The organism is Rudaea sp. 3F27F6 (assembly GCF_005503555.1).
Taxonomy (GTDB): Bacteria; Pseudomonadota; Gammaproteobacteria; order Xanthomonadales; family Rhodanobacteraceae; genus Rudaea.
On sequence record NZ_SCNG01000006.1, the window covers coordinates 147,939 to 162,208 of the forward strand.

A 14,270-nucleotide genomic window follows, 5' to 3' on the forward strand; every position below is an offset into this window, starting at 1 on the left:
GACGGCACGCACACGGCAACGGCTAAAACGCTACGGGTATTGATCACCCGCCCCCTGAAGCAGACCGGACTACTCTAATTAATCTTGCAGAAGTAATCTGCATGTACCGGCCGGATCAATCAACCGATACTATCCGACGAATAACAGGCGTGCAATGAACCGGACATGATCGAATCCGCGCATGTGACCGGCTTCACGCAAATTTTGTGCCGACCCAGTCGGGCAGGTTCTGCAACGCTGTCGCCAGCGCCGGCGAGTCGTCGCCGCCGCCCTGCGCCATGTCCGGACGCCCGCCGCCTTTGCCGCCGATCTGGCCTGCAACGTGGGCGACGATGTCGCCGGCCTTGATCTTGCCGAGCGCTTTGCCGCTGACGCCGGCGACGAGCGACACCTTGCCGTCGTTTGCCCCCGCGAGCAGTACGACACCGTCGACGAGCTGCTGTTTGAGCTGATCCACGCTGTCGCGCAGCGCCTTGGCGTCGACGCCGGCTAGGCGCGCGGCGACGAGCTTGAAGCCATGGATTTCCTTGGCATTCGCAGCGAGATCGCCGGCCGCCGCGCTCGCGGCCTTGGCCTTCAGCGCTTCGAGCTCGCGTTCGAGCTTCTTCTGCTTGTCGAACAGTTGCTGCAGTTTGTCGACGACGTTGCCGCCGCTCGCCGAAAGCAGATGCACGACTTCGTCGAGCAGCGCCTCCTCGTCCTCGACGTGCTTGAGCGCGCCGGCGCCCGTGACGGCCTCGATGCGGCGAATGCCGGCGGCGACGCCGCCTTCGCTGGTGATCTTGAACAGTCCGATATCGCCCGTGCGCGCGACGTGCGTGCCGCCGCAGAGTTCGGTCGAGAAATCGCCCATCTTGAGCACGCGCACTTCGTCGCCGTATTTTTCGCCGAACAGCGCCATCGCGCCGAAGGCGATCGCGTCGTCGTACTTCATGTGATGCACGTCGGCTGCGACGTTCCGGCGCACTTCGTCATTGACCAAGGCTTCGATCTTCTGCAGATCGGCACGCGCGACCGGCGCATTGTGGGAGAAGTCGAAACGCAGGCGATCGGGCGCGACGAGCGAGCCTTTCTGCTCGACATGGTCGCCGAGCACTTGCCGCAGCGCAGAGTGCAGCAAATGCGTGGCCGAGTGATTGAGCACGATGGCCGCGCGGCGCTGGGCGTCGACCTTCGTGTGGACGCGGTCGCCAATCACGATTTTGCCCGAACGCACGCGGCCTAAATGGGCGTGATAGTGACCGGCTAGCTTGCGCGTGTCAGCGACGTCGAACGCCAGGCCCTTCGCATCGATCAGGCCGGTATCGCCCACCTGCCCGCCAGATTCGGCATAGAACGGTGTCCGGTCGAGAAGCACAGCCGCTTCGTCGCCTTCGGCGACCGAGTCGACCGGCTGTCCATCCTTGAGGATCGCGACGACGCTGGCGCCGTTGGCCTCGATGCTCTCGTAGCCGAGGAATTGCGTCGGCGCGAGCTTGGCGACGAGTTCCGCGGACAAGGTCAGGCCACCGCCGAACTTGCCGGCGGCGCGCGCGCGTTCGCGCTGCTTGTCCATCTCGGCCTCGAAGCCGGCCATGTCGACGCTGAGTCCGCGCTCGCGCGCGATGTCGGCCGTAAGATCGACCGGAAAACCGTAGGTGTCATAGAGACGGAACGCATCGGCGCCCGGAATCGCCTTGTCCGCGCGCGCAGCGACGTCGTCGAACACCTTCATGCCGTTTTCGAGCGTTTCGTTGAAACGCTCTTCTTCCATCTTCAAAGCCTTGGCGACCGCGTCCTTCTTCGCCGCAAGCTCGGGGTAGGCTTCGCCCATTTCCCCGACCAGGGTATCGACCATCTTGTAGAAGAACGGCTCGCGCACACCGAGCATATAACCGTGGCGCAGTGCGCGGCGGATGATGCGGCGCTGCACGTAGCCGCGGCCTTCGTTCGAAGGCAGCACGCCGTCGACGATCAGGAAGCTCGTCGCGCGGATGTGGTCGGCGATCACGCGCAGCGATTTGTTTTCGAGATCCTGCGTGCCAGTCAGTTCGGCAGCCTTCTTGATCAGGCGCTGGAACAGATCGATCTCGTAGTTCGAGTGCACGTGCTGCAGCACCGCGGCCAAGCGCTCCAGACCCATGCCGGTATCGACACAAGGCGCAGGCAGCTTGCTCAGCGTGCCGTCGGCCGCGCGGTCGAACTGCATGAAGACGAGATTCCAGATCTCGATGAAGCGATCGCCGTCTTCGTCGGGCGATCCGGGAGGGCCGCCGGGGATGTGCGCGCCGTGGTCGTAGAAGATTTCCGTGCACGGCCCGCACGGCCCGGTATCGGCCATCTGCCAGAAATTGTCGGATGCGTACGGCGCGCCCTTGTTGTCGCCGATGCGCACGATGCGCTCCGCGGGCAGGCCGATTTCCTTGTTCCAGAGATCGAATGCCTCATCGTCCGTGTGATAGACGGTGACGAGCAGGCGCTCCTTCGGCAATTTGTAGACTTCGGTGAGCAGTTCCCAGGCCCAGGCAATCGCCTCGCGCTTGAAGTAGTCGCCGAACGACCAGTTGCCGAGCATCTCGAAGAAGGTGTGATGGCGTGCGGTATAGCCGACCGAATCGAGGTCGTTGTGCTTGCCGCCGGCGCGCAGGCAGCGCTGGACGTCGGCCGCGCGCACGTAGGGCAGCTTCTCGCTGCCGAGAAAGACGTTCTTGAACTGGACCATGCCCGAGTTCGTGAACAGCAGGGTCGGATCGTTGCCGGGCACGAGCGGCGCCGAAGGCACGATCGTGTGGCCCTTGGATTTGAAGAAGTCGAGAAAGGTCTGGCGGATTTCGGCGCTGGTTTTCATCGGGACGTTTCGGCGGGAGTTCGCTGCGCACGGGACCGCACGGCCGCCGGACACATCAATCCGATTCGTCAGCCGTATCGTCGAACCCTTCAGCGCGGGTGATCATTGTAACAGTTGCGGTCTCAAAGCCGCGACGCAAGAGGAAGGCCGCGCGCTTGTTGCGCTCGGCGATGTCGGCCGGCTTGCGCGCGCCAAAGCGGCGACGCAATTGGCGGCGGATCAATTCGGGCCAATCGGGTTCGGCGGCGTCGATCAGCGCGCGCGCCGGGCCTTCGGCGATGCCGTGCTGGCGCAGTTCGGCAACGATCCAGCGTGCGCCGTAGCCGCCTTCGAGACGCGAGCGCACGAGCATTTCGCCGAAGCGATCGTCGCTTTGATAGTTCTTCGATTGCAGCGTTTTGAGCGCTTCCGCGCTTTCTTCGGCGTCGAGGCCACGCAGTTCAAGTTTGGATTTCAGTTCGCGCGCGGAATGCTCGCGGCGCGCAAGCAGGGCGAGCGCCTTGTCATAGGCCCCGCCCTGCCGATTATCGCCCTGCGATCGACGCGCCATGCCGGTGCGCCCTGCCCTCGTTCGCCGGCCGGATTACTCCGACGCGGCGGCGCGCGATTGAATGCCGCGGTAGATCAGATACGGCTCAGCGTTGCCGTTGATCACGGCCTCGTCGACGACGACCTTGCTGACGTGCTCGAGCGATGGCAACTCGTACATGGTTTCGAGCAGCACCGATTCGATGATCGTACGCAGGCCGCGCGCGCCGGTCTTGCGCTTGAGCGCCTTGCGCGCGACCGCGTTCAGCGCGTCGGGGCGGAATTCGAGTTCCGTGCCTTCGATCTCGAACATGCGCTTGAACTGTTTGACGATCGCATTCTTCGGCTCGGTGAGGATTTTTACCAGGGCCGCTTCGTCGAGTTCTTCGAGCGTCGCCACGACGGGCAGGCGGCCGACGAATTCGGGGATCAGACCGAACTTGACCAGATCCTCGGGCTCGACGTCCGCCAAAACCTTGCCGACGTTCGTGTGCTTGGACTTGCTGCGGATCTCGGCGGCGAAGCCGATGCCGGTCGACTCCGAGCGCTGCTGGATGACTTTCTCCAGCCCCGCGAACGCACCGCCGCAGATGAACAGAATGTTCTTGGTGTCGACCTGGAGGAACTCCTGCTGCGGATGCTTGCGCCCGCCCTGCGGCGGCACCGAGGCGATGGTGCCTTCGATGAGCTTGAGCAACGCCTGCTGCACGCCTTCGCCCGACACGTCGCGCGTGATCGACGGGTTCTCGCTCTTGCGCGAGATCTTGTCGATTTCGTCGATGTAGACGATGCCGGTCTGTGCTTTCTCGACGTCGTAGTCGCACTTCTGCAGCAGCTTCTGGATGATGTTCTCGACGTCCTCGCCGACGTAGCCGGCTTCGGTCAGCGTCGTCGCGTCGGCGATCGTGAACGGGACATTGAGCAGGCGCGCGAGCGTTTCCGCGAGCAGGGTCTTGCCCGAACCGGTTGGACCGATCAGAAGGATGTTCGACTTAGCCAGCTCGACTTCGTCGTTACGCTGGCGCGCTTCCATACGCTTGTAGTGATTGTAGACGGCGACGGCGAGCGTCTTTTTGGCTCGCGTCTGGCCGATCACGTACTGCTCGAGAACGTCGAGGATTTCCTTGGGCTTCGGCAGATGGCTGCGCGTGCCGGCGGCCTTTTCCTCAAGTTCTTCGCGGATGATGTCGTTGCACAACTCCACGCATTCGTCGCAGATGAATACGCTGGGGCCCGCGATGAGCTTGCGGACTTCGTGCTGGCTTTTGCCGCAGAACGAGCAGTAGAGAATCTTGTTGCTGTCGCCAGAGCGGCTCTGTCGATCTTCACTCATGCCGGGCCCCGGTTCCTTTACAGAGAAATGTCAAATGGAAGAATAGCATAGGCCGGCCGGATTGCCAGGCAATCCAGCGGACCGTGCGGATGAACGGATTCGGTCGTGGAAGGACGCTGTGGCGCGGCTGGCTACGCGCCCTTCCGATCGGCGAACGTCTGCGCTCAGGCGGTCTTGACCGACTCGGCCGGGCGCGACTCGAATACGGAATCGATCAGGCCGTAGGCCTTCGCGTCCTCGGCGCTCATGAAGCGGTCGCGCTCCATGTCCTGCTCGATCTTTTCGAGCGGCTGGCCGGTGTGCTTCACGTAGATGCCGTTCAGGCGGTTGCGCAGATACAGAATCTCACGTGCCTGAATCTCGATGTCGGTAGCCTGGCCCTGCGCGCCGCCCGAAGGCTGGTGGATCATCACGCGCGAGTTGGGCAGCGCGTAGCGCTTGCCCTTGGTGCCGGCCATCAGCAGCAGCGACGCGGCGCTGCAGGCTTGGCCGATGCACATCGTGCTGACGTCGCAGCGGATGTATTGCATCGTGTCGTAGATCGCCAGGCCCGCGGTGACGACACCGCCCGGGCTGTTGATGTAAAGATTGATGTCCTTTTCGGGATTTTCCGATTCGAGGAACAGCAACTGGGCGACGATGACGTTCGCCATCATGTCGTCGATCGGACCGACCACGAATACGACGCGCTCCTTGAGCAGGCGCGAATAGATGTCGTAGGCGCGCTCGCCGCGCGAGGTCTGTTCGACCACCATCGGCACAAGGTTGAGACTGCGGGTGGGTTCGTGGGTGGCGGTCATACGTTGCTCGCTATATCGTCGATCCAGTGCAGGAAGCTGAGGGCGAAGGGCTGAAGATCAAGGGCGCGTTTCGGCCCATGCCCTCAGCCCGGTCTCCTTACGACGGACGCATCGCCTCGCCGAAGCTCAACGGCTGCTCGCTGACCTTGGCGTGATCGGCGATCCAATCGGCGACCTGATCTTCCATGACGCGGCTCTGCAGCCCGCTCATGAGCTGCGGATCGCGCTGATACAGTTCGACCACGCGCTCGGGCTCCTCGTAAGTCGAGGCGAACGAGGCCAGCGTTTCGGCAACGCGGCGGTTGTCGAGGCGGATGTTGTTCGCACGCGCGATTTCGCCGACGAGCACGCCCGCGGCGACACGGCGGCGCGCGATGTCGAGATAAGCCTCCGGACCCGGAGCGACCTGGCCCTGCTGCTTGGCCTGTTCCTGCGCCTGCTGGGAAAGCATCTGCGCCTCACGGTCGATCATGCCCTGCGGCAGGTCGATCTGCGGGTGCGCGTCGACGAGCTTGCCGACCACCTCGTTCTTCAGGCGAGCCAGGAGCATGCCCTTGAGTTCGCGCTCCAGATTGGCACGCACGTCGCTGCGGAATTTCTCGATGCCGCCGTCCTTGATGCCGAACGCGGCAATGAAGGCGTCGTCGATTTCGGGCAGCTTCGATTCCTGAATGCGGATGATCTTCGCTTCGACCTGCGCGCGTCGGCCGGCCAGCGAGGGCTCGCGGAAATCCGCGGGAAACTCGACTTCCGCGGTCACCGCTTCACCGGCGGCATGATTGACCAGCGCGTCTTCGATCCCGGTCGTCATCGCGCCCGAACCGATGATCGTGCCGACGCGGTCGGCGCCTTCGGCCGGATGGCGGAAGCTGCCGCTCGCATCGGCGCCCTGCGCCGAATATTCGAACAGGGCCATGTCGCCGACTTGCGCGGCGCGCTCGACCGGCGCCCACTCGCGGCGCTGCGCGCGCAGGGTCTCGATCATCGCGTCGACGTCGCCGTCGGCCACGCTGGACGTCGCCTTGCTGATCTCGAGCTGGCTGACGTCGATCGCGCCGATTTCCGGCAGCACTTCGAACTTGGCCGTGTATTCGATCTGGCCGTCGGTCGGCTGGCCCGTCGTGTCGATCTCGGGCGCCATGGCCGGGCGCAGATTTTCCTTGCCGACCGCTTCGTTGAAGCTGTTGCGGATCAGTTCCGAGATCGCTTCGCCGCGCACCTGCGGACCGAAACGCTGTTCGATCACCTTGGCCGGAATCTTGCCGGGACGAAAACCCTTCAGACGGACGCTGCGCGCCACTTCGGCGAGACGAGCCCTCACCTGAGATTCGTACTGTTCGGCGGGAACGCGTACGGTGAGTTTACGTTCGAGTTTGCCCAGGTTTTCGACGGAAACTTGCATAGTTGGCACCTAGAATTTGATTCGAAAATTATACCGCGTGCCAGCGAGCACGCGAGGTAGAAAAACATAAATCGCGTGACCGCTTGCGCGATCGAAACTGTATATAAATGGTGCGAATGGAGAGACTCGAACTCTCACGGGTTGCCCCGCTGGAACCTAAATCCAGTGCGTCTACCAATTCCGCCACATTCGCCCTGCTTACATTTATTGGCGCTCGTCGCGCCGAACGCGGCGGCCGCGCGGCCTGCTGTCTCGCTGGCGATGCACAGAGTCGAGGGCGGCGTGGCGAAGCGCTGTCGCAACGGCGCATATGATGGCCGATTCGCCGCAGGGGGGAAAGTGGTGGGCCGTCTAGGACTCGAACCTAGGACCAAGAGATTAAGAGTCTCCTGCTCTACCAACTGAGCTAACGGCCCCCGATGGGGTGGATGATGGGACTCGAACCCACGACAACCGGAATCACAATCCGGTACTCTAACCAACTGAGCTACACCCACCACCGAGCCGGCAATTGTAGCGCAAGTTGTGGGTCGAAATACAACAGTCTTTCATCAATCTTGCAATGGCGCGCCCGGAGGGAATCGAACCCCCAACCCCGGACTTAGAAGGTCCGTGCTCTATCCGGTTGAGCTACGGGCGCATCCGGGTAGTGTAACGCACCGATTCCTCTACTCTCACGAAATCCGAAACGCTGAAAATCGAGAGCGGAGATAAATCGAAGAAAAGCGCCGCGCGCGGCGCTTTTCTAACTTTATCAGTGGTCGGGGCAGAGGGATTCGAACTCTCGACATCCAGCTCCCAAAGCTGGCGCTCTACCAGGCTGAGCTATGCCCCGATACGCCGCAGGCGCTATGCCGTGCGAGGGCGAGCATGGTAAGAGCGCGCCTCGATTGAGTCAACGCGAACCTTGCGTGCATGACACCCGCCGACGCGCTGCGCTAGCATCGGCGCCCCTTACGATGCGGAGACGGACGATGAACCTTCAGGGCAAGAAGATCGCGGTTACGGGCGCTGCGGGCAGCCTCGGCGCAGCGATCGTGCATGCCGCGCTCGACGCGGGCGCTGTAGTCGCCGCGGTCGATCATGCGCCGGTCGCAGCGGTGGACTCGAAGAATCTGCACGAATTCGGCGGCGTCGATCTGGCCTCGGACGAAGCGGCGCAGAAGGCGTTCGCAACCATAGACGAAAAGCTCGGCGGCCTCGATGCGCTCGTCAACGTCGCCGGCACGTTCCGCTGGGAGAAAGTCGAACACGGCCGCCTCGCGACCTGGGACCTGCTGTTCAACGTCAACCTGCGCACCGCGGTCGCTTCGAGCATGGCTGCCCTGCCCCTGCTTGCGCAGAGCAAGGCCGGACGCATCGTCAACATCGGCGCGGCCGGCGCGACGAAGGCCGCTGCGGGCATGGGCGCGTACGCGGCGTCGAAAGCCGGCGTCGCCAAGCTCACCGAGGCGCTGGCCGAAGAACTGAAAGACCGCGGCGTCACCGTCAACGCGATCCTGCCGACGACGATCGACACGCCGGTCAATCGCAAGGACATGCCCGATGCCGACCACTCGCGCTGGGTGAAGCCGGAGCAGATCGCCGCGGTCATTCTGTTTCTGCTCTCGGACGAGGCGCAGGCCGTGACGGGCGCGCTGATTCCGGTCGCGGGCCGCACCTGATTGTCTGGCTGCCGCGGCCGCTAGAGTAAAATCTCCAGTTTTCCCCAGTACTTTTCTTTCGTTCTCTGCCAAGGATCTCCATGAGCTCGCACATTTCCAACGTCCGCCCCAAGCCCGATCAAGTTCTCGTCGACATCGTCGACTACGTGACCAAGTACAAGATCACGTCCAAGCTCGCCTATGAAACGGCGCGCAACTGCCTGATCGACACGCTCGGCTGCGGACTCGAAGCTCTGGAGTATCCAGCGTGCACCAAGCTGCTCGGCCCGATCGTGCCGGGCACCGTGGTGCCGAACGGCGCCAAAGTGCCGGGCACGCAGTTCCAGCTCGATCCGATCCAGGCCGCGTTCAACATCGGCGCGATGATTCGCTGGCTCGACTTCAATGACACTTGGCTCGCCGCCGAATGGGGCCACCCTTCCGACAACCTCGGCGGCATTCTCGCCGTGGCCGACTGGATCAGCCGCAACAACCTTGCCGCCGGCAAGAAGCCGCTGACGATGAAGGACGTGCTGACCGCGATGATCAAGGCCCACGAAATCCAGGGCTGCATCGCGTTGGAAAACTCGTTCAACAAGGTCGGCCTCGACCACGTCGTGCTGGTCAAAGTGGCGAGCACGGCCGTTGTCGCCGAAATGCTCGGCCTGTCGCGCGACGAAATCATCAATGCCGTCTCGCTGGCCTGGGTCGACGGCCAGTCGCTGCGTACCTACCGGCATGCGCCGAACACCGGTTCGCGCAAGTCCTGGGCCGCGGGCGATGCGACCAGCCGCGCCGTGCGTCTGGCCCTGATCGCCAAGACCGGCGAGATGGGCTATCCGTCGGTGCTCAGCGCGAAGACCTGGGGCTTCTACGACGTGCTGTTCAAAGGCAAGCCGTTCGAGTTCCAGCGCAAGTACGGCAGCTACGTGATGGAGAACGTGCTGTTCAAGATCAGCTTCCCGGCAGAGTTCCACAGCCAGACCGGCGTCGAAGCGGCGATGACCCTGCATCACGAGTTGAAGAAACTCGGCCGCTCGGTCGAGGACATCAAGAAAATCACGATCCGCACGCACGAAGCCTGCATCCGCATCATCGACAAGAAGGGCCCGCTCAACAATCCGGCCGATCGCGACCACTGCATCCAGTACATGGTTGCCGTGCCGCTGATCTACGGACGCCTCACCGCGAGCGATTACGAGGACAGCGTCGCCTCCGATCCGCGCATCGACACCTTGCGCGACAAGATCGTCTGCGTCGAGGACAAGCAATTCACCAAGGACTATCACGATCCGGAGAAGCGCTCGATCGCCAACGCGATGACGGTCGAATTCAACGACGGCAAGAAGCTCAAGGAAGTCGTCGTCGAGTACCCGATCGGCCACAAGCGCCGCCGCAAGGAAGGCATCCCCGTGCTGGTCGAGAAGTTCAAGACCAACCTCGCGCGCCGCTTCCCGGTCAAGCAGCAGAAGACGATTCTCGATCTCTCGCTCGATCAGAAAAAGCTCGAGGAAACGCCGGTCAACGAGTACGTCGATCTGTACGTGATTTAAAAGCAAAGCCGAGCCGGCCAAGGATTGCGCGGATGAACACGGACAGAGCGATTTGCTCTGCGTCCAAATCCGCGTAATCCGTGGTTAACGATCTTCACTTTTCCAGGAGCAACGATGTCCACCACCCCCCCCCCGGTGTTGCGATAAACGCCCCCCTGCATCCGCGTTTCGATGAAATCCTCACGCACGACGCGCTGGCTTTCGTCGCCAAGCTGCATCGCGCTTTCGAGACGCGTCGCCAGGAACTGCTGAAAGCCCGCATCGCGCGCCAGGCCCGCATCGACGCGGGCGAGATGCCCGACTTCCTGCCCGAGACCAAGCACGTGCGCGAAGGCGACTGGAAAATCGCGCCGCTGCCGAAGGCGCTCGAATGCCGCCGCGTCGAGATCACCGGGCCGGTCGAGCGCAAGATGATCATCAACGCGTTCAACTCGGGCGCGGATTCGTACATGACCGACTTCGAGGACTCGAACAGCCCGAACTGGCTCAACCAGATCCAGGGCCAGGTCAATCTCTACGACGCGATCCGCGGCACGATCAGCCACACCAACGAAGCCGGCAAGGTCTACAAGCTCAACGACAAGATCGCGACCTTGCAGATCCGTCCGCGCGGCTGGCATCTCGACGAGAAGCACGTGACCGTCGACGGCCAGCGCGTTTCCGGTGGCATCTTCGATTTCGCCCTGGTCTTCTTCCACAACGCCAAGGAACAGATCGCGCGCGGCTTCGGCCCGTTCTACTACCTGCCGAAGATGGAGAGCCATCTCGAAGCACGGCTGTGGAACGACATCTTCGTGCTCGCGCAGAAGGAACTCGGCGTCGCCCAGGGCACGATCAAGGCGACTGTGCTGCTCGAAACCATCCTCGCCACGTTCGAGATGGAAGAAATTCTCTACGAACTGCGCGAGCATTCGGCCGGCCTCAACGCCGGACGCTGGGACTACATCTTCAGCGCGATCAAGAAATTCAAGAACAAGCCCGGCTTCTGCCTGGCCAACCGCGTCGCGATCAATATGGAAGTGCCGTTCATGCGCTCGTACGCGCTTGCACTCGTGCAGGCTTGCCACAAGCGCGGCGCGCCGGCGATCGGCGGCATGGCCGCGCTGATCCCGATCAAGGGCGACGCGGCGGCGAACGAAAAGGCGCTGGCCGGCGTGCGCCACGACAAGAAGCGCGACGCCAACGACGGCTTCGACGGCGGCTGGATCGCGCATCCGGGCCTGGTTCAGATCGCAATGGAAGAATTCACCGCCGTGCTCGGCGACAAGCCGAATCAGTGGGGCAAGCAGCGCGACGAGAAATTCGCGGCAGCCGACTTCCTCAACTTCGTGCCCGAGGCGCCGATCACCGAAGCCGGCCTGCGCAACAACATCAACGTCGGCATCCACTATCTCGGCAGTTGGCTCGGCGGCAATGGCTGCGTGCCGATTCACAACCTCATGGAAGACGCCGCGACCGCGGAGATTTCGCGCTCCCAGGTCTGGCAGTGGGTGATCAGCGACAAGGGCGTGCTCGACGATGGACGTAAAGTCGACGCTGCCTTTGTGCGCACACTGATTCCCGAGGAACTCGCCAAGGTCAAAGCGACGGTCACGGCGCAAGGCGAGAACGTCGACACTTACGACCAGGCTTCGAAAATCTTCGAGGAGATGGCGTTGTCGAAGAACTTCCCCGAGTTCCTGACTTTGCCTTTGTACGAAGCGATGGCCTGACCGCCGATTGCGGCGCGATTCGTCAAACCGGTCGTGTTGGACTTCGCGGAGCAACACTCCGCGAAGTCGAAACAATCGAGTTGCCGTATGCGGACGGGGCACTTCGACTTCGCCGCTGCGCGGCTACGCTCAGGGCGAACGGAAACTCGGGGTAGCTTTCAGGGCTTGTCGTCGGCCGTGCCGATCACGCGATAGTTGCCGGACTTCTCGTCTCGTTCGAGACGCAGAAGTCCGCGCTTCTTCCCCTCCTCGAGCAGCGCACTGAACGATTTAAAGCCGTAGTAGCTCTCGTTGAACCCCGGCTTGCGGCGTTTCACCGCCTGCTTGACCATCGAACCCCAGATCGTTTCGTCTTCGCCGCGTTCCTCGATCAGCGCATCGACGGTTTCGACGACGAGGTCGATCGCCTCCTGTCTCTTCGCCGCGTCGCGATCTTGAGGAGCCGGAGCCGCTGCCTTGACCGCTTTTTCCTCCGCCTTCTTTTTCGGCGGCTGGCGCTTCTTCTGCACGCGCACGAGGTCGTCGTAGTAGATGAACTCGTCGCAGTTCGCGATCAGCAACTCCGAGGTCGAGTTCTTCACGCCGACACCGATCACGAGCTTGTTGTTCTCGCGCAGCTTGCTCACGAGCGGGGAGAAATCCGAATCGCCGCTGAGGATTACGAAGGTATCGACGTGCTCCTTGGTGTAGCACAGGTCGAGCGCGTCGACGACCATGCGGATGTCGGCCGAGTTCTTGCCCGACTGGCTGACGTGCGGCACTTCGATCAGCTCGAACGAGGCGTAGTGCATCGCCGGACGGAATTCCTTGTAGCGCTCCCAGTCGCAGTACGCCTTCTTCACCACGATGCTGCCCTTGAGCAGCAGGCGTTCGAGCACCTTGGTGATGTCGAACTGCGCGTAATTGGCTTCCCTCACGCCGAGCGCGAGATTCTCGAAATCGCAGAACAGCGCGAGATTGCGCGATTCGGTCTGCATGGCTCTCTCCGCGGCGAAAGACGTCACTGTGCACCGGTCGGCGCGAGGCATCAAGCCCGGCGACATGCGGTCGCCATCGCGTCGGCATACACTGCCGGGCATGGACCCGTCGTCGCTTCTGCATATCCGTTCCGGCGAGTTGCTCGCGCTGCGCCTGTTCGATATCGCCTATTCGATCGACCTGACCCGCGCTGCCGAACTGTGGTCGGCGCGGGCCGGACGCGAGAGCCGGCGCAGCCGCCTCGCTACCGCCGCGCCGAAGGCGCTCGCGTTCGACGTGCCGCCTCTGCTGCTCGATCTGCCGCCGGCGACGATCGATATTGACGGCACGCCGGTCAGCGCGCAGATCAGCGCACGGCTGCACGATTTCGGCGTCGTCGCGCTGGCCGCGCGCATTCCGCTCGCCGATCTCGACTGGGCGCAATTCGCCGAGCGCTACAACGCACTCGACCGCACCATCGGCGCCAAAGTCGCGACGGCGTTCTGGATCGACCTGCTCGATCAGGTGCGACATACACTGCAACCGGCGCTCGATCGCCCCGCGGCGAATACGCTCGAAGAGGACTATCTGATCGGCATCGTGCAAACGCTGGCCGAGCCGCTGAGCGCGGAGCAACTGCGCGAGCGCGCCGACATTCCGGCATTGCTCGCCGGCGAGTCGCGGCCGCTGTCCGACGCCGCGCGGCGCGAGCTGATGCAGCGCAGTTATTCGTACTACGCCGACGACCTCGTCGTGCTCGGCTGGGACCGCGCCTTCGTCTACGAGCCGCGCGGCGACTCCGACGTCGCCGACATTATCGAGATCGCGAATGCCCAGCTTGTCGAATTTCGCTACTACGACGAGTTGCTCGACGCCGAACTGCCGCGCATGTACGACCGTGTCGAGGATGCGCGGCGCACGGTGTCGCTGCTCGCCTCGCGTCGCGTGGCACAGCTTGCGCACAAGCTCTATACCCTCGTCGCCGAGGTCACCGAATTGACCGAGAAGGTCGACAACGCGCTGCAGGTCACCGAAGACGTGTATCTCGCGCGCGTCTACAGCGGCGCTCTCGAACTGTTCCGCGTGCCGAGGATCGCCGCCGCCGTCGACCGCAAGCTCGCGATCATCCGCGATACCTATGCTGCGCTGTACGACGAGGCGTCGAGCCGGCGCGCGGAAATTCTCGAAATCGCCATCGTGCTGCTGATCGTCGTGGAGATCGTGCTCGCCCTGCTGCGGCATTGACCGCGGGCGCATAAACAAAAAGGCCGATGCGCGTTGCATCGGCCTTTTTGCTCTTGTATGGCGCGCCCGGAGAGATTCGAACTCCCGACCACCAAGTTCGTAGCCTGGTACTCTATCCAGCTGAGCTACGGGCGCGTTGTGATCCGCTTTTTTCAACCTTCCCTGGCTGAGCCCACGTCGCCCGATCGATCAGGTTCGGTGTGCAGCGAGCCGCGTATTATCCCGACGCCCCTACCCGTCGTCAACAGGTGCGCCCGAAATTTTCCTACG

The 14,270-nt window shown here is 62.9% G+C and carries 10 protein-coding genes and 6 tRNA genes; 4 read left to right on the top strand and 12 right to left on the bottom strand.

Translation table 11 applies throughout. The annotated features are described in order from the left end of the window. Positions 1 to 193: 193 nt before the first annotated feature. From alaS to FFS30_RS20450, 10 genes are all read right to left on the bottom strand, one after another. A complete protein-coding gene (gene alaS, locus FFS30_RS20405) occupies positions 194 to 2,827 on the bottom strand; it encodes an alanine--tRNA ligase (RefSeq protein WP_137915048.1) in 2,634 nt (877 codons plus the stop codon). 55 nt (positions 2,828 to 2,882) lie between these two features. Further along, positions 2,883 to 3,377: a regulatory protein RecX gene (locus FFS30_RS20410; protein ID WP_137915049.1), complete on the bottom strand. Its 495-nt coding sequence runs from the start codon at positions 3,375 to 3,377 to the stop codon at positions 2,883 to 2,885. Between the two features lie 33 nt (positions 3,378 to 3,410). Beyond that, positions 3,411 to 4,688 (bottom strand): ATP-dependent Clp protease ATP-binding subunit ClpX, encoded by a 1,278-nt coding sequence (clpX, locus tag FFS30_RS20415; protein ID WP_137915050.1) that lies wholly within the window; start codon positions 4,686 to 4,688, stop codon positions 3,411 to 3,413. Positions 4,689 to 4,852: 164 nt separating this feature from the next. Continuing rightward, positions 4,853 to 5,488, bottom strand: coding sequence for an ATP-dependent Clp endopeptidase proteolytic subunit ClpP (gene clpP, locus FFS30_RS20420; protein ID WP_137915051.1), 636 nt, complete (start codon positions 5,486 to 5,488; stop codon positions 4,853 to 4,855). Positions 5,489 to 5,585: 97 nt separating this feature from the next. Continuing rightward, positions 5,586 to 6,890 (bottom strand): trigger factor, encoded by a 1,305-nt coding sequence (gene tig / locus FFS30_RS20425; RefSeq protein WP_137915052.1) that lies wholly within the window; start codon positions 6,888 to 6,890, stop codon positions 5,586 to 5,588. A gap of 108 nt (positions 6,891 to 6,998) precedes the next feature. Then, positions 6,999 to 7,083: transfer RNA gene (locus FFS30_RS20430), tRNA-Leu, on the bottom strand. Positions 7,084 to 7,230: 147 nt separating this feature from the next. Continuing rightward, positions 7,231 to 7,306 (bottom strand) — tRNA-Lys (locus FFS30_RS20435). Between the two features lie 4 nt (positions 7,307 to 7,310). Continuing rightward, positions 7,311 to 7,387, bottom strand: a tRNA-His gene (locus FFS30_RS20440). Between the two features lie 66 nt (positions 7,388 to 7,453). Further along, a tRNA-Arg gene (locus tag FFS30_RS20445) sits at positions 7,454 to 7,530 on the bottom strand. A gap of 118 nt (positions 7,531 to 7,648) precedes the next feature. Continuing rightward, a tRNA-Pro gene (locus FFS30_RS20450) sits at positions 7,649 to 7,725 on the bottom strand. Positions 7,726 to 7,864: 139 nt separating this feature from the next. Here FFS30_RS20450 and FFS30_RS20455 point away from each other — a divergent pair. The 3 genes from FFS30_RS20455 to aceB all read left to right on the top strand — a co-directional run bounded on the left by FFS30_RS20455 (position 7,865) and on the right by aceB (position 11,798). Next, the gene (locus FFS30_RS20455) at positions 7,865 to 8,554 is read left to right on the top strand and encodes an SDR family oxidoreductase (RefSeq protein ID WP_137915053.1); all 690 of its coding nucleotides are present in this window, start codon (positions 7,865 to 7,867) and stop codon (positions 8,552 to 8,554) included. An 80-nt stretch (positions 8,555 to 8,634) separates the two neighbouring features. Beyond that, the gene (locus tag FFS30_RS20460; RefSeq protein ID WP_137915054.1) at positions 8,635 to 10,086 is read left to right on the top strand and encodes a bifunctional 2-methylcitrate dehydratase/aconitate hydratase; all 1,452 of its coding nucleotides are present in this window, start codon (positions 8,635 to 8,637) and stop codon (positions 10,084 to 10,086) included. Between the two features lie 80 nt (positions 10,087 to 10,166). Beyond that, positions 10,167 to 11,798, top strand: a complete 1,632-nt coding sequence (gene aceB, locus FFS30_RS20465; RefSeq protein WP_212742530.1) for a malate synthase A — start codon at positions 10,167 to 10,169, stop codon at positions 11,796 to 11,798. A gap of 158 nt (positions 11,799 to 11,956) precedes the next feature. Here aceB and FFS30_RS20470 read toward each other — a convergent pair whose 3' ends face one another. Then, positions 11,957 to 12,775, bottom strand: coding sequence for an NYN domain-containing protein (locus FFS30_RS20470; RefSeq protein WP_137915055.1), 819 nt, complete (start codon positions 12,773 to 12,775; stop codon positions 11,957 to 11,959). Between the two features lie 100 nt (positions 12,776 to 12,875). Here FFS30_RS20470 and FFS30_RS20475 point away from each other — a divergent pair, with 100 nt between their 5' ends. Continuing rightward, positions 12,876 to 14,000: a hypothetical protein gene (locus tag FFS30_RS20475; RefSeq protein ID WP_171014764.1), complete on the top strand. Its 1,125-nt coding sequence runs from the start codon at positions 12,876 to 12,878 to the stop codon at positions 13,998 to 14,000. A 58-nt stretch (positions 14,001 to 14,058) separates the two neighbouring features. Here FFS30_RS20475 and FFS30_RS20480 read toward each other — a convergent pair. Continuing rightward, positions 14,059 to 14,135 (bottom strand) — tRNA-Arg (locus FFS30_RS20480). Positions 14,136 to 14,270 lie beyond the last annotated feature (135 nt).